This is a genomic window from Faecalibacterium sp. IP-1-18 (assembly GCF_023347355.1).
Lineage (GTDB): Bacteria > Bacillota > Clostridia > Oscillospirales > Ruminococcaceae > Faecalibacterium > Faecalibacterium prausnitzii.
Map to the genome: position 1 here is coordinate 2,821,359 of NZ_CP094472.1, position 21,975 is coordinate 2,843,333.

Sequence of the window (21,975 nt, forward strand, 5' to 3'; positions counted from 1 at the left end):
CCGCTGTTTTTGTAGGGTTCACACGCAAAAAACGGCGGCACGCTCCAATGGAACGCGCCGCCGTTTGGTTTTTATGCGTTGAACATATCCTTCAGCTTTTTGAAGAAGCCCTTACGCTTTTCGTAGTTTTCTTCTTTCAAAGTGCCCTCAAATTTTTTCAGGGCATCGCGCTGGGTCTTGTTCAGCTTTTTGGGGATCTCCACCTCGCACTTGACGTACATATCACCGCGGCCACGGCCGTTCAGGTACTGGATGCCCTTGCCGCGCAGGCGGAAGGTGGTGCCGCTCTGGGTGCCCTCGGGCACGGTGTACTCCACCTTGCCGTCAATGGAGGGTACGGTGACACTGTCGCCCAGCACAGCCTGACTGTAAGTGATGGGCACGGTGACCCACACATCGTAGCCGTCGCGCTGGAACACCTCGCTGGGGCGCACGCTGACCATGACGATGACATCACCGGCGGGGCCGCCGTTGGTACCGGCATCGCCCATGCCGCGCAGTGCAAAGCTCTGGTCGTCGTCGATGCCCATGGGGATGGACACCTCCAGCGTCTTTTTGGTAGCCACCTTGCCGCTGCCGTGGCAGACCTTGCAGGGGTTCTTTACCAGCTTGCCCTTGCCGCCGCAGCGGGAGCAGGGCTGCTGGGTCTGCATTACGCCAAAGGGGGTGCGCTGCTGGCGGATGACAAAGCCGCGTCCGCCGCAGTCCGGGCAGGTCTCGGGGCTAGCACCGGCGGCGCAGCCGGAGCCGTGACACTCGGTGCACTCCTGCTGACGGGTGATGGTAATGTTCTTCTTGCAGCCGTGCACGGCCTCGTCAAAGCTCAGGGTGATGCGCACCCGGATGTCCTGACCCTTGCGGGGGGCGTTGGGATTTGCCTGACGGGACGAGCCGCCGAAGCCGCCAAAGCCGCCGCCGAAGATATCGCCAAAAATGTCGCCCAAGTCCACACCGTCGCCGCCAAAACCGCTGAAGCCGCCGGGGCCGCCGCCGTTCTGTGCTGCGTAGGTGGGGTCAACTCCGGCAAAGCCGTACTGGTCGTACAGCTGGCGCTTTTTCGGGTCCGAAAGCACCTCGTTTGCTTCGTTGATCTCCTTGAACTTTGCCTCGGCGTCCTTATCGCCGGGGTTATAGTCCGGGTGGTACTTCATGGCAAGCTTGCGGTATGCCTTTTTGATCTCGGCATCGCTTGCGCCCTTGGATACCCCCAGCACTTCGTAATAATCACGCTTTTCCTGTGCCATATCCACTCACCTCTCCGGGAACGCCCTCCCCGGGTAACGCCCCGGTCGGTTCCTCCTGTTCAAAAGCTCCCGCTTTGGTCTTTCGCAGCTGTTGTCTGCGCCCTCATCCGTCATGCCGCTTCGCGTCATGCCACCTTCCCCCGTCCGGGGGAAGGCTTTTGCGGCAGCGAGAACTCTTTTACTTATAAACCAGCAAGAGCCGCCCCGGCCTAAACCGGAGCGGCTTTTGCTTTATTGCGCCTGTGCCCGCCGGTTTGGCCGGACACAGCGCTTTGTTTCAGACTTAGACTTCCTTGAAGTCGGCATCCACAACGCCGTCATCGTTGGGCTTTTCGTTGGCTGCGCCTGCGTCAGCACCGGGCTGTGCACCGGCGGCCTGCTGTGCGGCAGCGGCTGCCTGATACATCTTCTCGAACACCTGGCTCAGGGCTTCCTGCTTTGCCTTGATGTCGTCCACATTGCCGGACTGGACAGCGGTCTTCAGGTCAGCAAGCTTTGCCTCGGCATCGCTCTTCACGTCTGCGGGCAGCTTGTCGCCGTTCTCCTTCAGCATCTTCTCGGTCTGGAACACCATCTGGTCGGCACCGTTGCGGATATCGACCTCTTCACGCTTCTTCTTATCGTCGGCAGCAAACTGCTCAGCTTCCTTCACAGCCTTGTCGATGTCCTCCTTGGACATATTGGTGGAAGCGGTGATGGTGATGTTCTGCTCCTTGCCGGTACCCAGATCCTTGGCGCTGACCTTCACGATGCCGTTGGCATCGATATCGAAGGTAACTTCGATCTGAGGCACGCCACGGGGAGCCGGAGCAATGCCGTCCAGATGGAACACACCCAGGCTCTTGTTGTCGCGGGCAAACTCACGCTCGCCCTGCAGCACGTTGACCTCAACAGAGGGCTGGTTGTCGGCTGCGGTGGAGAACACCTGACTCTTGTGGGTGGGGATGGTGGTGTTGCGGTCGATGATCTTGGTGCACACGCCGCCCAAAGTCTCAATGCCGAGGCTCAGCGGGGTGACATCCAGCAGCAGCAGACCCTTCTTCTCGCCGTTCAGAACGCCGCCCTGAATAGCAGCACCGACAGCCACGCACTCATCGGGGTTGATGCCCTTGAAGGGCTCGCAGTTCAGTTCCTTCTTCACGGCGTCGTAGACAGCGGGGATACGGGTGGAACCACCGACCATCAGCACCTTCTTCAGGTCGGAAGCACGCAGACCTGCATCCTGCAGAGCCTTGCGCACGGGGGTCATGGTGCGGTCGACCAGATCAGCGGTCAGTTCGTTGAACTTTGCGCGGGTCAGGGTCATATCCAGGTGCTTGGGGCCGGTAGCATCGGCGGTGATGAAGGGCAGGTTGATCTGGCTGCTCATTGCGCTGGACAGCTCGATCTTAGCCTTCTCGGCAGCTTCCTTCAAGCGCTGTGCAGCCATCTTGTCCTTGCGCAGGTCGATGCCGTTCTCGGTCTGGAAGGCGTCTGCCATCCAATCAATGATGCGCTGGTCGAAATCATCGCCGCCCAGATGGGTATCACCGTTGGTGGCCAGAACCTCGGTAACGCCGTCGCCCATCTCGATGATGGACACATCGAAGGTGCCGCCGCCCAGATCGTAGACCATGATCTTCTGGTCATCTTCCTTATCCACACCGTAAGCCAGAGCAGCTGCGGTGGGCTCGTTGATGATACGGCGGACGTTCAGGCCTGCAATAGTGCCTGCGTCCTTGGTTGCCTGACGCTGGCTGTCGTTGAAGTAGGCAGGCACAGTGATGACAGCCTCGGTGACGGTCTCGCCCAGATAAGCCTCGGCGTCAGCCTTCAGCTTCTGCAGGATCATAGCGCTGACCTGCTGGGGAGTGTACTCCTTGCCGTTCAGGGTCACCTTGTGGTCGGTGCCCATCTGACGCTTGATGGAAGAAACGGTGTTGTCGGGGTTGGTGATAGCCTGACGCTTTGCAACCTGACCTACCAGACGGTCGCCGGTCTTGGTGAAGCCGACAACGGACGGGGTGGTGCGGGCACCCTCAGAGTTGGCGATGACAACGGGCTCGCCGCCCTCCATAACAGCCACGCAGCTGTTGGTAGTACCAAGGTCGATACCAATAATCTTACTCATAATGAAGTCTCCTCTCGAAAGAACAAATCTTGTTTATATGATGCTTATGATGATGTCAAGCGGATGTTATTGCAAACTCCCTTGCGGGAGGTTCGGCTTGTTTATTCGGCCACCACAACGGTTGCATGGCGGATGATCTTGTCACCCAGCTTGTAACCCTTCTGGAAAACGGTGACCACCGTGCCGCTCTCCTGCCCGTCCGGGGCGGGGATCTGCTGCACAGCATTCATAAAGTTGGGGTCAAAGGGCTTGCCCAGCACCTCGATCTCCTCCACATGGAGGGCTTCCAGTGCCTTTGCCGCCTTATCCAGCGTCATGACCACGCCCTTTTTGTAGTTCTCGTCAGTGGTGGGGGCGTTGGCAGCCATATCCAGCGTATCCAGAATGGGGATGATCTTTTCCACTGCATGGGAAACACCGTCGCCAAACTTCTGGTCGGCCTCGCGGGTGGAGCGCTTGCGGTAGTTGTCGTACTCGGCAGCCATGCGCAGCAGCTGATCCTTGGCCTGTGCAGCATTCTTTTCCGCTGCATCCAGCTTTGCCTTAACGGCTTCCAGCTCCCGGGCCTTCTTGTTGAACCAGCCGCCGTCCTTCTTCTTGTCCTCTTCGGTAGCGGCAGCCTCGGCAGCAGCCTGTTCGGGCGCTGCGGCAGCGGTCTTTTCCTCGGGGGCAGTCTCCGGCTGCTCGGTCTCGGGCACCGTGTTCTTTGCTTCTTCGCTCATTCCAGATCCTCCTTATAGATCACAGTCCGCCGTGGTACGGCAGCCTGCGGGGTGTCTTTTCGTTTGCCGCTCATGCCCTCGCCAAGCTGGTCTGCAAACTCGTGCAGCAGGGGCATCAGCTTCTGGAAGGGCATCCGGGTGGGGCCGATCAGGGCAATGGAGCCCCACAGCCCGCCGCCTACCAGATACCGGTCGCTCACGATGCACAGCCCGGGGATCTGCGGTTCCAGATCCTCGCCCAGCAGCACGCTTTCGCTGCGGTTTTCCGGGGGTGCGATCAGGCTTGCGGCCTGTTCCTCGTCGTTCAGCAGGGTAAGGATATCACCCACCCGGCCGTCCAGCTGCGGCCAGTCCAGCAGGTACTGCTCGCCGCCCAGAAATACATGGGGCTTTACGCTGTCCTGCAAAATTGCGGCTGCGGCGCTGACCACCGGCACAAGCTCCGGTGCGATCTGGCCGCACAGCTCGCTGAGCATCCGGGTGGAAAGATCCACCGGCGCCACAAAGGTAAGGTTGCGGTTGAGCAGCGCCGCAAGGGCAGCTGCATTTTCCCGGGAAAGCCCGGTGCGTACCCGCGCCACCCGGGTGCGGACGTAACCGGCGGTGGTCACAGCCAGCACAGCGGCTGCGCTGCGGCCCACCTGCACCACCTCGTAATGGGCGATGCACAGATCCTCGGCGCAGGGGGTGCTGACGGCGGCGGTGCAGCCGCTGATGGCGGCCAGCGCCTTGGCAGCGCCCTGTGCCAGCTTTTCCGGCTCGTGGTCAAGGCTGGCGAACACCGCATCTACCCGGGCGCGGGTAACGCGGTCCAGCGGCTGATCATCGGTCAGCAGGTTGTCCAGATAATACCGGTAGCCCTTGGCGCTGGGCACGCGGCCCGCGCTGGTGTGGGGCTGCTCCAGCAGACCCAGCTTTGTCAGCGCCGCCATCTCGTTGCGCAGCGTTGCGCTGGACACTGCCATGTCAAAGTAGTTTGCCAGCACGCTGCTGCCCACCGGCTCGCCCTCAAGGCCATACAGCGCCACGATTGCCTGCAAGACCCGTTGCTTGCGTGCATCCATCGTCATAGCGCCTGCCTCCTTTTTGTATTGCTTTTGTTTGTTTAGCACTCCTTGTTCCTGAGTGCTAAGACCATTATAACCGTTTTTGCCCTGCTGTCAAGCCCTTTGCAAAAATGTTTATAAAGATTCATAATTCTGTCATAAAGGGGATGTGCGCCCTAGGTGGGGCGGGGCTGAACCCTCTCAGTCACGCCTGACGGCGTGCCAGATTCCCCCTTTTGTCGCTGCGCGACATCTCCCCCCGGCCGGGGGGAGTCTTTCCTCTCAGGGGGAGCCTTTGGCATGGTGGCACAGTTTCCGGCTCAAGCGCAAAGTTTGCGGGCGTGCCCGCTCCCCCTTGGGGGAGCTGTCGCGCAGCGACTGAGGGGCTTCAAATCGGCGGAGCCGGAAAAAACGGTTAAAAGATCTTCACGCCGAACAGGCGTGAATCTTCAGTTTTTTCCGGTGCAGCCCACCCCTTTGGGGTTAAAAGGGGCGAGCAGCCCCTTTTTCGTGGCTCCAGCGCGTCGAAATCGCTGGCACTTTTCTGGTTCTCTTTTGGTGTCAAAAGAGAACATCCCCGGGCAGCAGTGTTTTAGTTTTCCCCCCTTTTTCAGCTATTCGCGCAGTTTTAACCCCCATTCGCGCAGAATTTCTTTTGTTTTTGCCTAGTTTATGGTATATTTATGGTAACGACACCCCGTATAAAACCCACACGAAAGGAGCGAAACTTTATGAAAGCCAAACGCATTGTAAGCATCCTGCTGACCGGCAGTATGCTGCTGTCCCTGCTGCCGGTGTCTGCACTGGCAGCCGCCCCGGTGTTCGATGCACCCGCCCAGACCACGGCCAAAAAGGCTGCACCCCTTGTACAGGAGGCCGACGTCTCCCGCAGCACCGAGGAGGAAGCCGCCACCCGCAGCAGCCGTGATCTGGACGCAGAGAACAACACCGCCGAAAGCATTACCATCGATCTGGACGCCAAAGGCAATCCCACAAGCCAAGGTGACGTTGCCCATTGGTACTACAACGCAACCGCCTTGTTCTTGAACTCCGGCACCTTCACCCTGCAGCCCTCCTCGGAGCCCGGGGCAGCAAGCGCATTGCAGCCGGGTCTCTTTATTAAGAGATCTGCCGAATTTAAGGGCGGCACCGCCGGCAATTGGACCACCAACCGGGGCACCATCTCCGGCGGCACCTTCCAAGGAGAAGCGTCCAACCAGGGCACCATCTCCGACGGCACCTTCCAAGGGGCTATGTCCAACGACGGCACCATCTCCGGCGGCACCTTCCAAGGGGATGTGAACAACAACTACCGGGGCACCATCTCCGGCGGCACCTTCCAAGGAGAAGCGTCCAACCGGGGCACCATCTCCGGCGGCACCTTCCAAGGAGAAGCGTCCAACCGGGGCACCATCTCCGGCGGGACCTTTGAAAAGAAAGTGCTGCTCATGAATGGTGACGCTTCCATCACCATCAGCGACGGCCTGTTTGACGGCGTGGTTGTCAACAAAGGACGTTACGGCTCGCTTTCCATCACCGGCGGCCTGTTTACCAAAGATGTGGATGTATACACCATCAGCACGGGCAATCTTTCTATCACCGGCGGTTATTTTGTGGCAAAGCCTATCATGCCGCAAGGCAGCAACACCGGCTTTGCCACTGTGCGCGATCAGAATGGCAGAACCTTCCAAGTGCCTGTAAATGAAGACTTTTCTGAAAACGGCTACGGAACCCTTTATGTGCCTCACGGTACATCTGAGCAGGCAAACCCCATTACCGTAAAGACCGATACCGTATTGACCGACTGCCTTGCAGACGGCGAATCCATTATGGATAGCGTACAACAAAACGCGGACGGCAGTTACACCATCGAGGTATCCCAGCCGAAGTCCATCGTGCTGGTGACCGCGGAGCCTACACCGCCTACACTGGATGACTCCGAGATCGACTCGGCGTTCTCCTCCGGTGCAGCCGCACTTGGCATCGTGCTGGGCGCTGCGGGTCTGGGTTACCTTACCTATGCCTACGGTTCTTCCCTGTATCTGCACTATGCGCTGCCGGGCGGCTTTATCCCCTCCACCCGTCAGGAGCTGGCAACCGTCCTGTGGACGACTGCCGGCAAGCCCGACCCCGTAAGCACCGCCCTGTACACCGATATCCCCGCTGACGACATCGAGCAGCAGAAGGCTGCCCGCTGGTGCGTAGAGCAGGGTCTGATGTCCGACTACGGTGCAACCTTTGGCCCGGACACCAAGGTGACCAATGCACGCATCATCCGCGCATGGAACAGCCTGAAAAAAGTGCCCGTGACCATTAACTAATCATTTTCTCATTCATCCTTTCATGTACACCGCCGCCCGGCTTGCTTTCACAGGCCGGGCGGCGGTGTTTTTGCGGGTGAAACTCCCTCATAAAAATGCGTTTAATCGTCCCGCCTTACTCCTCCATCTGCTTTGCCAGAAAGGCCGCCGCCACTGCCACGGCCTTGCACTGGGCGTCCTCCGGGCAGGCGGCGCGGTCCTCGGTCAACAGACCCACCGCGCCGGTCACGTCCCCGCCCGCCAGTACCGGTGCGGCGCATAGCAGCACCCGGGGTGCGCCCTCGCAGGGCAGCAGGGTCTTTTCCGGTGCGCCGGGGCTCTGGTAGGGCTTGCGGGCTTCCATCAGCTTTTCCAGCGGCTGGCTGATGCTGCGGTCGGTCAGCTCCCGCCGCCCGCTGCCGCTGACCGCCAGAATGCGGTCCCTGTCGCACACAAAGGCGGTCAGCGCAAACTGGCGGCTGAGCACCTCTGCCAGCTGGGCGGCAAGGGTGTTCACCTCGCCCATGGGCGAGTACTTTTTAAAGATCACTTCCCCATCGCCGGTGGTAAAGATCTCCAGCGGGTCGCCCCGCCGGATGCGCTGGGTGCGGCGGATCTCCTTGGGGATCACCACCCTGCCAAGCTCGTCGATGCGGCGCACGATACCGGTTGCTTTCATTATTTTGCCCTCCTTGCGGTTTCCTTTGTATGTAGTATCTGTCAGCGGCGGCAAATTATACCGGCAGCACATTTTTTGCTTTGCCCGCCGCATTGCGTTCCGGGCGGGGTTCTGCTACAATAAATAGGAATAAACCCAAAGAAAGCAGGTGTCCGCATGGCACACATCCTTATTCTGGGCGGCGGTGCCGCCGGACTGGCCGCTGCGCTGGCGGCTGCACAGGCCGCGCCCGCTGTCCGCGTCACGGTGCTGGAGCGCAACCCCAAGGTGGGCAAAAAGCTGCTGGCTACCGGCAACGGCCGCTGCAATCTGGACAACACCGCCATTGCGCCGGAAAAGTACTTCACCGCCGACCCCGCCGCACTGCGCCCCCTGCTGGCGGCGGTGGATGCCGCCGCGCCGCTGGCGTGGTTTGAGCAGCTGGGGCTGTACACCCGCACCGATGAGGCCGGGCGGGTGTACCCCTATTCCAATCAGGCCGCCGACGTGCTGGCGCTGCTGGAACTGCATTTGCAGCGGCACACCGTACAGCTGCGCACCGGCTGCACGGTAAGCACCCTGCGGCAGAGCAAGGGCGGCTACGCGGTGCAGTTTACCACCGCCGAGGGCGGCACCGAAAGCCTGCGGGCAGATGCCGTTATCTGCGCCATGGGCGGCGCCGCCGGGCCGCAGTTCGGCACGGACGGCTTCGGCACCCGCTTTGCCGCCGACTGCGGCGGGCAGATGCGCCCCCTTTACCCCTGCCTGACCGCCCTGCAATGCGCAAAGCCGAACAAGAGCCTTGCGGGCATCCGCGCCAAAGCCGCCGCCCGCCTGCTGGACGGCGACCGGGTGCTGGCAGAAGAAATGGGCGAGGTACAGTTTACCGACTACGGGCTTTCCGGCATCTGCATCATGCAGCTGTCCGGCCTGCTTGCCCCCGGGCGCAGCCCGAAGCACCCGGCGGTGGAACTTGATCTCTTCCCCGCTGTGCCGGAGACAGAGCTTGCCGCCCTGTTTGCGGCGCGTGCACCGCTGCTTGCCGAGGACACGGCGGCGGCGTTCTGGCTGGGGCTTTTGCACGGCAAGCTTGGCCGCGCCCTCTGGGCTGCCGCTGCCCTGCCGGATACTGCCCCCCACGCCCTGCCCGCAGGCAGCTGGCAGAAGCTTGCCCACACCGCCAAGCACTGGCGGTTCGAGGGGCTTGCCCCCTGCGGCTGGCGGCAGGCACAGACCACCGGCGGCGGGCTTGCCCTGACCGAGGTGGAACCCACCTTCCAGTTCAAGGGCTGTCCGGGGCTGTACTTCGTGGGTGAAACGCTGGACTGCGCCGGCAGCTGCGGCGGCTTCAACCTGCACTGGGCGTTCGGCAGCGGCCTTGCCGCCGGGCGGGACGCCGCAAAGCACCTTTGCAACCGAAAGCGGTAACAAAAAAGGGATCCTGAAGCGCCAGCTGGCGCTTCAGGATCCCTTTTTATTTTTACTCGCCCTTGGAAAGCAGCTTTGCACGCTCCAGCGCGGGGCGCAGTGCCAGATACAGCACCACGGCGCAGGCAGTGGAAGCCACACTGTTCACAAAGGTGACGCCGCCGGCAATTTTGGTCAGCGCCTGTGCCACGGTGTACTCCTGCCCAAAGATGTACACGTTGCGGAAGTAGCCAAGGAAGGGGTCAGTGAACACGTTCAGCAGCAGACCGGAACCCGCAGAAACGATCACCTTGACCAGATACCCGGCGCTGTGACGATCCTGATCCCGCAGCTTGAACACCTTATGTGCCACGGCACCGCAGGTGATGCCGATGATGAACTTGAGCACGAAGGTGGTAATAGCGTAGCCCGGGTCACCGGCAAGGATATCTGCCAGCGCCAGACCGATGGCACCCGCCAGACCGCCGGATACGCCGTCCAGCAGCAGCGCCGTCAGGGCGGTAAAGGTGTTGCCCAGATGGAACGAGGAGCCGCCGTAGAACGGGATGCGGAAGAACAGGTAAGCTACAAGGCTCAGCGCAGCCATCACGCCGGTAAGCGCCAGCTCGTGCACCGTAAAGCGGCGCTTGTACAGCACACTGAAAAACAGGATCAGGATAACGACGACTGCCAGCAGCAGCCACATTGCAGTAGTAGACATGATACTTTCCCTCCAATCGTGCCGATAACCCCACAAAACTACTTGACATTTGGGTGTCCGGCGGGTATGCTCCTATTATACGCAGAACTGACCCCATGAAAATACCCAGAATAAAGTTTTTTTATGGGGTCAGTTTGACGCAATGCCCAGACAGGAGGGACATTCTATGGTACATCTGACCACGGCGCTGGACCCGGCTTCGGCGGTGCCGCTGTACGAGCAGCTCTACCGCAGCCTTGCCGCCGAGATGCGGGCGGGCACCCTGACGGCGGGCACCCGGATGCCCGGCAAGCGGCGGCTGGCGGCGGAGCTGTCGGTCTCGGTGAACACGGTGGACACCGCCTACCAGATGCTGGCAGCCGAGGGCTACCTGACCGCCCGGGAGCGCAGCGGCTTCACGGTGCAGGAGTATCTTGCCCTGCCGCAGGGGGTGCAGCCGCCCGCCGCGCCCTCTGCGCCGGTGGCAGCGCACCCCGCCGACACCGCCCCGCCGGTGCAGTTCGATTTATCTACCCGGGGCGTGGACCCGGGGCTGTTCCCCTTCCGCACATGGGCACGGCTGCAAAAGGAACTGCTCTATTCCGCGCCGGAGCTGCTCACCCCCGGGGATGCCCGGGGCGACGCTGCTCTGCGGCAGGCGCTGGCAGAGTATCTGGCCGAGTACCGGGGCGTGCAGTGCGACCCGGAGCAGCTGGTGGTGGGTGCAGGTCTGGAATATCTGCTGGGGCTGCTGGCACCGCTGCTGCCCGGCCCTGCTGCCGTGGAGACTCCCGGCTACCCCCGCGCCCGGCAGGTGCTGGAAAACAACGGCGTGCCCTGCCGCTGCCTGCCGGTGGACGCGGACGGCCTGTCGCTGACGGCTCTTTCCGCCAGCGATGCGGCGGTGTGCTACGTCACTCCCAGCCACCAGTTCCCCACCGGGGTCACCATGCCCGCCGGACGCCGGGCCGAGCTGCTGCACTGGGCAGCCCGCGCCCCGGGGCGGCGGTACATCATTGAGGACGACTACGACTCCGAGTTCCGTTTCGACACCCGTCCGCTGCCCAGCTTGCAGGGCATGGCGGGCGCAGACGGCCCGGTGGTGTACCTGTCCACCTGCTCCCGCAGCCTTGCCCCGGGCATCCGTATCGCCTACATGGTACTGCCCCGGCAGCTGCTGGGCGCATGGCAGGCCAAGTACCGGCTGTACTCCGGCACGGTAGGGCGGTTTGAGCAGCAGACCTTGGCGCGCTTTATCACCGGGGGGTATTTCACCCGGCACTTAGCGCGGGAGCGCACCGCCTACAAAGCCCGCCGGGATGCGCTGGTGGCGGCGCTGCGCACCTCCTTTGCACCGGAAGAGCTGACCCTTGCGGGGCTGCACACCGGCCTGCACCTGCTGGCGCAGCTGAAAGACCCGCCGCCGGACGCCGCCCTGCGGGCTGCTGCCCGGCAGTACGGGGTGCGCTGTTCCCTGCTGAGCGACTACGATTTGACCGGCACGGCGCATTCTGCCGCCGGGACGCTGGTGCTGGGTTACGGCTCGCTGCCGGACGCGGACTGCGCCGCCGCCGGGGAGAGGTTGAAAAAGCTCTGCACCGCCGCCCGGGAGGCATCGGACACCGTATAGTGTCCGCCTGCCCAGTCCCCGGGCAGGGCGTCGGCGGTGATATCCACCGGCTCGGCGCTGGTGGCTAAAAATTCCAGCGTGCGTTCCAGTGTAGCAAGGTCTACGGCGGTCAGGCTGGTCAGCAGGCTGCTGCTCACCTCCCGCAGACCCTGCGGCAGGGTGGTGGGCAGCAGCTCCAACGCCTGCCGGAAAAACGCATCCCACACCGCCGCCCGGGCGGCGGCGCTGCGCCGGGGCGAAAGAGAAGTGTCGGCATCCAGCGCCGCTAAAAAGCTGTGGGCATCGGCGGCAGAAATGCCCTGCACCCCGGTGCCCTTGCCGTACCGCGCCAGCTGCTCCGGTGTGAGCGCCCCGGTAAAGCCCACCCGCACTGCGCCGTACCGCGCCGCAAGCTTTGTCAGCACCGCCGGGGCGATGGCAAGATAGTCGGTATCCTCCGGCAGAGCGAACACCTCGCTCAGCGCTTCCCGGCAGCGGGCGGGGCCCGCGGCGGCGTAACAGTCCGCAAGAGGGACGTTCTTGCCCCCAAAGGGCACTTCCAGCGCGGCGGGCACCGCCAGCAGATGGATGCAGTTCTGCCCGGCGTTCAGGTAGGCCAGCACAAAGCCCGGGGTCTCGTCTGCCACGCACAGCAGCACGGTGCACCGGTCGGCGGCTTTGGGCAGACGGATGGGCACTCCGCTCTGGCTTTTTGCGGCCTGCCGCAGACTGCTGCGCAGCTGGGCGCGGCTGAGCAGCACTGTGCCGCCCACCAGCGGCAGCAGCACCAGCAGGGCGGCGCACAGCGCCGCCCAGAAGGGACGCCAGCCGCTGCGTTTTGCGTGTTTCATGGCTCTGCCTCCTTTTTGTGCATAAAGCATAGCCCAGCGGGCGACCCTTTATGCAGAAAGGCAGGGATGCTGCATGGATCAAACAGAAAACCCCAACAAAAAAGACCGCGAGGAACAGGAGGACTTCTGGCTGACGCTGGAACCCCTTCCCGCACCCGCCCCCGAAAAGCCCTCCGCACCGCATGAGGAGTAAGGCTGCTGCATAGGATACGGTAAAAAAGGGGGGATGGGATGCCAGAGCGGTTCATGCGGGGAATCGAGGCCGTAAACGGCATCGTGTGGGGGCCAATGGGGCTGGGGCTGCTCTTCGGCACCGGGCTGCTGCTGACGGTGCGCACCGGGGGCTTCCAGCTGCGGCGGTGGGGCTACTGGATGCGGCACACCCTCGGTGCCATCCTGACCGACCGGAGCGTCACCGCTCATACCGCCCGCGAGGAACAGGCCATCAGCCAGTTCCAGAGCCTGTGCACCGCGCTGGCGTCCACCATCGGCACCGGCAACCTTGTGGGGGTGGCTACCGCCATCCTTTCCGGCGGGGCGGGGGCGGTGTTCTGGATGTGGGTCATGGCACTGCTGGGCATGATGACCAGCTACGCCGAGAACGTGCTGGGCATCTACTACCGCCGCAAAGACCCGGCGGGCGGCTGGCGCGGCGGGCCGATGTACTACCTGCGGGACGGCCTTGGCGGCAAGCCGGGGCGGGTGCTGGCGGTGCTGTTTGCTGCGTTCTGCGCGCTGGCAAGCTTTGGCATCGGCAACCTGAGCCAGCTCAATTCCATCGCAGGCAACCTGAAAGCGGCGTTTGGCGTGCCGGAGGCCGTTACCGGCGCAGTGCTGGCGGCAGTGTCGGCGGTGATTTTGCTGGGCGGGCTGAAACGTGTGGCTGCTGTGGCAGAACGGCTTGTCCCCGCCATGGCGCTGCTGTACATCGTGGGTGCGCTCACCGTGGTGGGGGTGCACATCACTGCCGTCCCGGCGGCGCTTGCCGCCATCGTAAAGGGCGCATTCGGGCTGCGCGCCGCCGGTGGGGGCATGGTGGGCTACGGGCTGTCCCGGGCGGTCACTTGGGGCTTCAAGCGGGGTGCTTTTTCCAACGAAGCCGGGCTTGGTTCCTCGGTGATGGTGCACGCGGCTTCCAACGTAAAAGAGCCGGTACAGCAGGGCATGTGGGGCATTTTTGAGGTGTTTGCAGACACCATGGTGGTGTGCACCCTGACGGCGCTGGTGGTGCTGACCTCCGGCTTTGTGGATCTGGACACCGGGCGCATTGCCGCCGGGGCGGCGGGCAGTGCACTGGTGGGGCATGCCTTTGACGCCGTGTTTGGCGCGCTGGGGTCCAAGCTCATCGCAGTGTGCATCCTGCTGTTCGCCTACTCCACCGCGCTGGGCTGGAGCTGCTACGGCTGCAAAGCCGTGGAGTATCTCTTCGGCGCGGGGGCTGGGACATTTTACCGGGTGCTGTTCGTAGCGCTGATGCCGGCGGGCGCAGTGATGCGGCTGGACCTTGCATGGACGCTATCCGACACCTTCAACGGCCTGATGATGCTGCCGAACCTCATCGGCGTAGTGGCGCTGTCCGGCACGGTGGTGAAGATTACCCAAAACTACCTTGCCCGCAAGCTGCACGGCAGCGCCGCGCCGCCGCTGTTGTCTGCGGGTGAGACGATTTAGAATGGCTTCCGCTGCGCTCTAGCCATATTCAGCGGAAAATTATTTTTTATTTCGGGTTTCAGGAAAGTCTGCGGACTTTCCTGAAACCCTTTTTCACGGGAAGGGTTTGGAACGAACTCCCTCAGTCAAAACCTGACGGTTTTGACAGCTCCCTCTGGGAGGGAGCCTTTGGCATGACGGGAAAGTTTCCGGCTCAAGCACAAAGTTTGTGGGCGTGCCTGCTCCCCCTTGGGGGAGCTGTCGCGCAGCGACTGAGGGGCTTTGAATCGGCGGAGCCGGAAAAAACGGTTAAAAGATCTTCACGCCGAACAGGCGTGAATCTTCAGTTTTTTTCGGTGTAGCCCTCTTCTTTGGGGTTAAAAGGGGCGAGCAGCCCCTTTTTCGTGGCTCCAGCGCGTCGAAATCGCTGGCACTTTTCTGGTTCTCTTTTGGTGTCAAAAGAGAACATCCCTCGGCTAGCAGAATCTTTCCCTGCGGAGCGCACACTCTCAATCGTCAGCCCCGCCCCTTGTCCAAAGGCGTGGTTTGTGCTATGCTAGGGGGTACAAGCGATTTTTTGCGCTGAGAGGAGGAACCCCATGGCCGCCGTAAAAACACGGAATACCGCTACCCTTATGACCGAGGGCAGCATTGTAAAAAGCCTGCTGCTGTTTGCCCTGCCGCTGATCTTCGGCAACCTGCTGCAGCAGATGTACAACACCGCCGACAGCATCATCGTGGGCAATTTTGTGGGCAGCAATGCCCTTGCCGCCGTGGGCTCCAGCGGGTCGCCCATCTATCTGCTCATCGGCTTCAGTCAGGGGCTTGCCGTGGGCGCGGGCGTGGTGGTCTCGCAGTATCTGGGCGCGGGCGACCACAAGGAGACCCGCGAGGCGGTGCACACCTCCCTTGCCATTGCGGTGGTCATGGGGCTTTTGCTGACGGTGGGCGGCGTTGCCTGCGGGCGCGCTTTGCTGGTGGCCATGAACACCCCCGCCGAGGTGCTGGCCGATGCCGTGACCTATATCCGCATCTACTTCGGCGGGGTGCTGTTCAGCGTGGTGTATAACATGACCGCCGGCATCCTGAACGCCGCCGGCAACTCCCGCCGCTCGCTGGTGTATCTGGCATGGGCGTCGGTGACCAACATCGTGCTGGACTTTGTGTTCATCGTGGGGCTGCGGATGGGGGTGGCGGGCGCTGCCATCGCTACCGACTTAAGCCAGCTGGTGTCCTGCGTGCTGAGCCTGCGCTTTTTGATGAAAAGCGAGGACGCCTGCCGGGTGGAGCTTTCCGCCATCCGGCTGCACCGCAAAATGGCAGGCCGCATCATCCGGGTGGGTCTGCCCACCGGCATCCAGAACATGGTCATCTCCTTTTCCAACGTGCTGGTGCAGGCCAGCGTGAACAGCTACGGTGCCGCCGCCATGGCGGGCTTTGCGGCCTACATGAAGATCGACGGCTTCAACATCCTGCCGGTGAGCAGCATCAGCATGGCTGCCACCACCTTTGTGGGGCAGAACTACGGTGCGGGGCGTCTGGACCGGGTAAAGCGCTCGGTGTGGGTCACCCTTGCTATTGGGGTCATCTACACCCTTTGCACCGGCGCGGCGCTATTGGCCGGACAGGACGCCATTCTGCACCTGTTCACCGCCGACGAGGCCGTGGTCACCTACGGCAAGCTGGCCATGCGGTGGTTCTGTCCGTTCTACTTCCTGCTCAGCATCCTGCACGGCCTTGCCGGTGCCGTGCGCGGCACGGGTGCCAGCATCCCGCCCATGGTGGTGCTGCTGGTCTCGCTGTGCCTGTTCCGTGTGGTATGGATCCAGTTCCTGCTGCCCTTCTTCTCCGGCATCGAGGGCGTATTCATCCTCTACCCCGTCAGCTGGGGTCTGGGCGCATTGCTCATGATCCTGTATGCGTGGAAGGGTAAATGGATGGAGTATCATACATAACATTTTTACAAACAACGACCCGCCGCACTGAAAGAGATGCGGCGGGTCGTTGTTTTTCAGGTACTCCTGTCGGGGCAGCTTACCATGCAAAGCCCACGGAGTCCATGTCGATCTTCTTTTCCATCAGCCCCAGACGGCTCTCGATGAAGTTGACAGCCATATCCGGCCACTGGGCGATCTGGGTGTAGTAGTCCACATAGCCCTTGGTGCCAGTGCCCAGACCCACACCGTGGGGCGCATCGGGTGCCAGATAGAAGCTGAAATCCTTGAAGATATCCGCGCACTCCGGCAGAGAGGGCAGCATCATCGCACTCAGGCCATCTTTCTGACCCACAACACCAAAGACCGGAGGCAGGTTGGGGTTCTTCGTGAAGTTCAGACCGGTGACGAACAGGCCGTAGATGGGAATCGCCACATTCAGGTCGGCGCTCTCATGGTCCACAGCATCGCAGACGTAGCTGGGGTAGACCTTATCCGGGGTATTCGTAGTGCCGAACTGGTCGGCCACCACCTGCATCACATTCATGCCGCCGGCAGAGAAGCCCACAGCGATCATGATATCGGTCTTGCCGATGTGTTTTTCAGAGGCGTTGTGGCGGATGTAGCGGATAGCACGGGCCAGATCCAGCTGCTGATCCACAGCGGCATAAGGGTTGACGCGGCGCTGCAGCACAAAGGCGTTGTAGCCGTTCTTGTTGAAGAACTCGGCCACCGGGTAGCCTTCCACCACGTTGTTGCGGTGGGTGCTGCCGCCGCCTGCAATAATGATCACGTTGCCCTTCACCTTGCCCTGATCTCGCAGCAGGTACGGGTTCAGGAAGGGACGGAAGCCCTCGTTATCGTAGCAATTTTCCCAGTTGGTGGGCAGCGGAGATTCCACGGCCATCTGATCTCCCCAAATTTCCCAAACGGTGCTCTTGGGGTCCTTGATCTGGCGCAGCGCCTTGCGGGCATTGGTCAGGGCAACACACATATCGTAGTGAGAAGCATTGATGCCGGGCACAGCTGCACCGTCCACCTTCTCGTACTGAGCGCGGGACAGCTTGTGGAACAGCACATAGAACTTGTCAAAATCGCCCCGGAAAGCAGCCGGATAAAAGGCTACCTCGCGGGAGAGACGGAGTTCCTCTGCCACCATGGCCTGCACCTCGGCATCGGTGTGCACGCCAGCGTTTTCAGCAAAGGATGCAGGTGCCATGCCAGCCACTGCGCCCATGGTCACGGCAGAAGCGGCGGAAAGCTTCATAAAGTCTCTTCTGTTCATCATCATTTCTCCTTTTAAATGCAGACGGCTCATTTGTGCAGAACAAAGCCGCCCAAAGCTGTGCAGCAAACGCCCTGCTGCCGGGCCCGATAGACATTCCAGTTGTATCACGCCATCGAAATCCGCACAAATCGTACCACAATACAATGCACTTGTAAATAGATTTTATTGTTTTTGTGCGAAATTGATATATTAGTATGTCAGTTCTTGTGAAAATCAACAAGCATGAGAATGGGTACAAAAAAGGACTGCCATGCACTCTGCACGGCAGTCCTTTTTATCTTATTACAGCTTTTCAAACACCAGAAAGCGGAAAGCGATGGTAGTGGTCAGCTGCGGCAGAGCCGCAAGGCGGGCAGCACCGTCGCGGGGCGTTTTCCAGTAGTAGGGGGTCATGGCAAACAGGGCTTCCAGCTGGGCGGCGGGCACGGTGATGGTTCCCTGCACCTCCCGCTCATCAATGGCGCGGAAGCCCGGGTACTCCACCTGCTGCACCGGGTTTTTGTAGGGCTTTTCGTAGAGCACGGCCTTCATCTGGTACAGATGCTCTGCCCCCGGCACAACGTAGATCATGCGCCCGCCCGGGCGCAGCACCCGGCTGAACTCCTCCTGTGCAAAGGGCGAAAAGCAGTTCAGCAGCACGTCTGCCCAGCCGGTGCGCACCGGCTGGCTGAAGCTGGACGCCACCGCGTACTGCGCGGCGGGCAGCGCCTTTGCCGCCAACCGCACCGCGGGCTTTGCGATATCGAACCCGGCCAGCTGCAGCGGCTTTTCTGCCGCCGCGAACTGCTGCGCGATGCAGCGGTCGTACCAGCCCTCGCCGCAGCCTGCATCCAGCAGATGCAGCGGGGCGTCCTTCGCGGCGGGCACGCCGTGGGCAAGGCACAGCTCCCCCAGCGCCTGCCCGAAGATGCCGTAATATCCGGCGTTCAGGAAGGCGCGGCGGGCAGCTACCATCTCCTTGCTGTCCCCGGGGGCTTTGGTTCGCATACTCTGCACCGGCAAAAGATGCCAGTAGCCCTCCCGGGCGCGGTCAAAACAGTGGCCTTTTTCACATTTCAGATCGTTCTCCCCTTGCAACGCACCGCCGCACAGGGGGCACCGCCACGGGGTAAAGGCTTCGTTCCGGCTCATACTTCTTCGCTGTGATCCTCAATGGGTGCGGTGGCACCGCCGTGGGCGTCCATATACTCCTCAAAGCTGGTATACTTCTGCTGGGGCGGGCGGCGGCTGATGAGCATCAGCCCCGGGTCCTCGTCCCGGGCGGCGGCATTGCGGCCGCGGCGGGCAGGCTCGGCCTTGGGGGCACGGGGTGCGCTGCCGGTGCGGCTCTGGCTACCGGCATTGCCGCGCTCGCTGCGGGCAGGGCGGGCGTTATTGCTCTGGGCCGCAGGGCGGGCATTGCGCTGTTCACCCCGGTCGCTGCGGTCGTTGCGGCGGCTGCCGCTGCGGTTTGCGTTCTGGTTATTCTGGAGCTCCTGTGCGCTGCGGATGGCGGGTGCTGCCGGGGCGGCAGGGATCTTGCGTGCCGGGCGCAGCGGGGTGGCCTCCGGGGCGCTGACAAAATGGGGGTCAAACTTGGGCTGGGCGTTGCTGCCCCGGGCGGGGGCGGCATTCTCGCGGCGGGTGCGGGGCGCTGCCGCCTCCTTGGGGGCGTTTGCGCCCCGGTTGTTGGCGCGGCGGTCGTTGCGGACCCCGCGCTTTGCGTTGCTGTCTTGCATCAATGTTTCCTCTTTTTTCGGTTTTGCAGGCACCGCGTTCTTTGCGGCCTTCGGCTCCTGCTTCGGCGCGGGCGCAGCTGCCTTTGCAGCTTTTGCGGGCGCAGTTTCGGCCTGTTTTTTCGGTGCTTCGGCCGGTTTTTCTGCTTCGGGGCGGGGCTTTTTGCCGCGCACGGGCAGCACCGGGCGCACCGGGGCGGGCACACCGTCCCACGGATGGCCGGATACCACCGGGATCTTGCGGCGGTTCAGCTTTTCGATGCCTGCCAGATACTCCTGCTCCTCCGGGGCGCAGAAGCTGACGGCGGTGCCGTCCGCACCGGCGCGGGCAGTGCGCCCAATGCGGTGCACATAGGTCTCCGGCACCTCGGGCAGGTCGTAGTTGAACACATGGGAAAGCTCGCTGATATCAATGCCGCGTGCGGCGATATCGGTCGCCACCAGCACCCGGGTCTTGCCGGACTTGAAATCCTCCAGCGCGGTGACGCGGGCGGTCTGGCTCTTGTTGCCGTGGATGGCGGCGGCGGGGATGCCCTGCTTGGTCAGGTCCTTTGCGATCTTATCCGCGCCGTGCTTGGTGCGGCTGAACACCAGTGCGTTGACCACCGGCGGCTGCAAATTTTTGATGAGCCACGGCAGCAAAAGCTTTTTGTTGCCCTTTTCCACATAGTACAGGCTCTGCTGGATGCGGTCGACCGTGCTGGACACCGGGTCCACCTTGACAAAGGCAGGCTCGTGCAGGATGCCGGCGGCCAGCTGCTCGATCTCGGCGGGCATGGTGGCGCTGAACATCAGGTTCTGGCGCTGGGCGGGCAGCTTTGCAATGACCTTTTTCACGTCATGGACAAAGCCCATGTCCAGCATCCGGTCGGCCTCGTCCAGCACAAAGATCTCCAAAGCGGACAGGTCGATAAAGCCCTGCCCGATCAAGTCGTTCAGCCGTCCCGGACAGGCGATGAGGATGTCCACGCCCTTTTTCAGCGCTTCCACCTGCGGTGCCTGTCCCACGCCGCCAAAGATGACGGTGCTGCGCAGCTTCAGGTACTTGCCGTAGGCTTCAAAGCTTTCGCCGATCTGCAAAGCCAGCTCCCGGGTAGGGGTCAGGATCAGCGCACGGACAGCGCCCTTGCGGCGGGGTGCGTTGGCGGTGAGCCGATCCAGCATGGGCAGCGCAAAGGCCGCCGTCTTGCCGGTGCCGGTCTGGGCGCAGCCCATCAGATCCCGGCCAGCCAGCACCGGCGGGATGGCCGCTGCCTGAATGGGCGAGGGGGTCTCGTAGCCCGCTTCCTGCACAGAACGCAGCAGCGGGGCGGACAGATTCAGTTCTTTAAATGTCATGGTTCTCCTATTTTATTCTGTGATCTTCCGGCACTCGATGTAGTAACGCTTTTCCTCCGCGTGTCCCATGCTGAAGGTCTTGCGGGGCAGCACACCGCCCATCACAACGCCGCGGAACAGGTCGCTCTTGGCGAAGGGCGGCATCAAAAACGCCACCGCGCCCTGCTTGCACAAAGCGCGCACAGCCGGTTCGTCATGCACATAGTCCACCTTTGCTTCCGGGTGGCGCTCGATATAATCCGAAATAAAATCGTCGATGGTGCCCACGGTCAGCGGCTCGGTGGGGTCCTCAAAGCTGAGCACATTGGCCATGTGGGGGCCTGCCAGCGTAAAGGGCTGCTTTTTGCTGCCGCCAAAGCAGCAGCCTACCATGTTGGAATCGCTCCATGTAATCAGGCTCAGCAGTACAGTGGCGCAGTCCACGTTGAACAGTACCCGGTGGATGGGCTCGATCTCAATAGCCGGGGAGTGCACGTTGCACACCTCTGCCAGACACCAGCGGGCGGGGTGATTTTCTGCCTGCTCCGGGGTCAGGGTCTTTTTCAGCTCCTCCCAGCAGGCTTTTGCGGTAGCCAGCGAATGGTTGCCGTCGCCCACGGCCAGCGTCAGCGGGTCGCGGCGGGTGGCATCGGGGTATTTCTTGTCAAATTCTTCCTGACTGCCCAGCACGGTCAGCGCGTTTTCGATCTGCGCGATGAGGGCGGGATCCTCCACCGCCCAGCCTGCCACATGGCCGCCGCCCAGCATCAGCTCGCCCTCGTACACCTTGGGCAGGCTGTCCTTGTGGGCGGCAATGGGCTCGATGAGGGTGCAGTCCGGGTCATCCGCCAGCATCATGATGTGGGGCGTTTCCAGCGCAGCGCCGGTACGCACCTTCATGCGGGGCGGGATGCGGCTTTCCACGGTGCACTCGCTGGGGCGCACGGTGCATTTTTCGCCCCGGCGGTAGCTGTAAGCCTCCAAGTCCACACGTCCTACAAGACCCTGCCGCACCCGGCCGCTCTGCTCGGTGCGCTCTACATAGATAAAGCCGTCCACCGCCCGGGTGAGCACATTTTTGGCGTAATCCTGCATGGTGGCGTGGATCTTTTCCACCCGCGCGTCGGCGTCTCCGTCCTCCAGATACACCTCCGGCAGGATCAGGTTCAGGGTGCTGGGCGCACCCGCAGCGGTCTTTTCTGCCCGCTGCCAGTAGCTGCGGTCACTGGTGAACTGGTCACAGGCAATGCATCCCCACTGCTCCAGCGGCACCTGCTCCGAAGGCAGCAGGATGTGTGCGGGTGCAAAACAGGTAGTCGGTTTCATAGTCATTTCCTCCCCTCTTTATTGCAATTCAACTTTTTTAATGCAACAGCAACAACGTTGAATTGCATATCGCAAATATGCTGTTTGAATGTTGCGCT

17 protein-coding genes are annotated in these 21,975 nt (G+C 62.0%); 6 read left to right on the forward strand and 11 right to left on the reverse strand.

Annotated features, from left to right (window positions below; genetic code table 11):
- Positions 1–71 precede the first annotated feature (71 nt).
- The 4 genes from dnaJ to hrcA all read right to left on the reverse strand — a co-directional run bounded on the left by dnaJ (position 72) and on the right by hrcA (position 5,146).
- Positions 72–1,244: a molecular chaperone DnaJ gene (gene dnaJ / locus MTP43_RS13415; protein ID WP_005925256.1), complete on the reverse strand. Its 1,173-nt coding sequence runs from the start codon at positions 1,242–1,244 to the stop codon at positions 72–74.
- 283 nt (positions 1,245–1,527) lie between these two features.
- A complete protein-coding gene (dnaK, locus tag MTP43_RS13420) occupies positions 1,528–3,354 on the reverse strand; it encodes a molecular chaperone DnaK (protein ID WP_005925254.1) in 1,827 nt (608 codons plus the stop codon).
- 101 nt (positions 3,355–3,455) lie between these two features.
- Positions 3,456–4,076 carry a nucleotide exchange factor GrpE gene (locus MTP43_RS13425; RefSeq protein ID WP_112121468.1) on the reverse strand — a complete coding sequence of 207 codons (621 nt, stop codon included), beginning with the start codon at positions 4,074–4,076 and terminating at the stop codon, positions 3,456–3,458.
- Complete coding sequence (gene hrcA / locus MTP43_RS13430) at positions 4,073–5,146, reverse strand: heat-inducible transcriptional repressor HrcA (RefSeq protein WP_044960542.1); 1,074 nt, start codon at positions 5,144–5,146, stop codon at positions 4,073–4,075. Before hrcA ends, MTP43_RS13425 begins: the two co-directional genes overlap by 4 nt.
- Before the next feature lie 276 nt (positions 5,147–5,422).
- On the opposite strand from hrcA, the gene MTP43_RS13435 reads away from it, so the two are divergent.
- Together MTP43_RS13435 and MTP43_RS13440 are read left to right on the forward strand one after the other, a co-directional pair.
- Positions 5,423–5,791, forward strand: a complete 369-nt coding sequence (locus tag MTP43_RS13435; RefSeq protein ID WP_154265766.1) for a hypothetical protein — start codon at positions 5,423–5,425, stop codon at positions 5,789–5,791.
- A 62-nt stretch (positions 5,792–5,853) separates the two neighbouring features.
- Positions 5,854–7,443, forward strand: a complete 1,590-nt coding sequence (locus MTP43_RS13440) for a hypothetical protein (protein WP_117527769.1) — start codon at positions 5,854–5,856, stop codon at positions 7,441–7,443.
- A gap of 115 nt (positions 7,444–7,558) precedes the next feature.
- Here the strand turns inward: MTP43_RS13440 and MTP43_RS13445 are convergent, their stop codons facing one another.
- Positions 7,559–8,101 (reverse strand): stage V sporulation T C-terminal domain-containing protein, encoded by a 543-nt coding sequence (locus MTP43_RS13445; protein WP_044959831.1) that lies wholly within the window; start codon positions 8,099–8,101, stop codon positions 7,559–7,561.
- A 156-nt stretch (positions 8,102–8,257) separates the two neighbouring features.
- Between MTP43_RS13445 and MTP43_RS13450 the strand changes: the two genes are divergently transcribed.
- The gene (locus MTP43_RS13450; protein ID WP_005921485.1) at positions 8,258–9,508 is read left to right on the forward strand and encodes an aminoacetone oxidase family FAD-binding enzyme; all 1,251 of its coding nucleotides are present in this window, start codon (positions 8,258–8,260) and stop codon (positions 9,506–9,508) included.
- 52 nt (positions 9,509–9,560) lie between these two features.
- On the opposite strand, the gene MTP43_RS13455 is transcribed toward MTP43_RS13450, so the two are convergent.
- Positions 9,561–10,208 carry an ECF transporter S component gene (locus tag MTP43_RS13455; RefSeq protein ID WP_238057081.1) on the reverse strand — a complete coding sequence of 216 codons (648 nt, stop codon included), beginning with the start codon at positions 10,206–10,208 and terminating at the stop codon, positions 9,561–9,563.
- 166 nt (positions 10,209–10,374) lie between these two features.
- On the opposite strand from MTP43_RS13455, the gene pdxR reads away from it, so the two are divergent.
- On the forward strand, positions 10,375–11,817 hold the full coding sequence (gene pdxR, locus MTP43_RS13460) for a MocR-like pyridoxine biosynthesis transcription factor PdxR (protein WP_005921483.1): 1,443 nt from the start codon (positions 10,375–10,377) through the stop codon (positions 11,815–11,817).
- On the opposite strand, the gene MTP43_RS13465 is transcribed toward pdxR, so the two are convergent.
- Positions 11,724–12,647, reverse strand: a complete 924-nt coding sequence (locus MTP43_RS13465; protein WP_044959828.1) for a hypothetical protein — start codon at positions 12,645–12,647, stop codon at positions 11,724–11,726. The genes pdxR and MTP43_RS13465 overlap by 94 nt on opposite strands.
- 231 nt (positions 12,648–12,878) lie before the next feature.
- Between MTP43_RS13465 and MTP43_RS13470 the strand changes: the two genes are divergently transcribed.
- Positions 12,879–14,318, forward strand: coding sequence for an alanine/glycine:cation symporter family protein (locus MTP43_RS13470; RefSeq protein WP_117527771.1), 1,440 nt, complete (start codon positions 12,879–12,881; stop codon positions 14,316–14,318).
- A gap of 578 nt (positions 14,319–14,896) precedes the next feature.
- Positions 14,897–16,252, forward strand: a complete 1,356-nt coding sequence (locus tag MTP43_RS13475; RefSeq protein WP_005921479.1) for an MATE family efflux transporter — start codon at positions 14,897–14,899, stop codon at positions 16,250–16,252.
- A gap of 79 nt (positions 16,253–16,331) precedes the next feature.
- Here the strand turns inward: MTP43_RS13475 and MTP43_RS13480 are convergent, their stop codons facing one another.
- The 4 genes from MTP43_RS13480 to MTP43_RS13495 all read right to left on the reverse strand — a co-directional run bounded on the left by MTP43_RS13480 (position 16,332) and on the right by MTP43_RS13495 (position 21,877).
- Positions 16,332–17,516, reverse strand: a complete 1,185-nt coding sequence (locus MTP43_RS13480; protein WP_015537600.1) for an alpha/beta hydrolase — start codon at positions 17,514–17,516, stop codon at positions 16,332–16,334.
- Between the two features lie 285 nt (positions 17,517–17,801).
- Complete coding sequence (locus MTP43_RS13485) at positions 17,802–18,650, reverse strand: putative RNA methyltransferase (RefSeq protein WP_005921476.1); 849 nt, start codon at positions 18,648–18,650, stop codon at positions 17,802–17,804.
- Positions 18,647–20,572 carry a DEAD/DEAH box helicase gene (locus MTP43_RS13490; RefSeq protein ID WP_117527773.1) on the reverse strand — a complete coding sequence of 642 codons (1,926 nt, stop codon included), beginning with the start codon at positions 20,570–20,572 and terminating at the stop codon, positions 18,647–18,649. The genes MTP43_RS13485 and MTP43_RS13490 overlap by 4 nt, the downstream gene beginning before the upstream one ends.
- Before the next feature lie 12 nt (positions 20,573–20,584).
- Entirely contained in the window at positions 20,585–21,877 is a 1,293-nt protein-coding gene (locus MTP43_RS13495) for a DUF1015 domain-containing protein (protein ID WP_117527775.1), read from the reverse strand.
- Between the last annotated feature and the right edge of the window lie 98 nt (positions 21,878–21,975).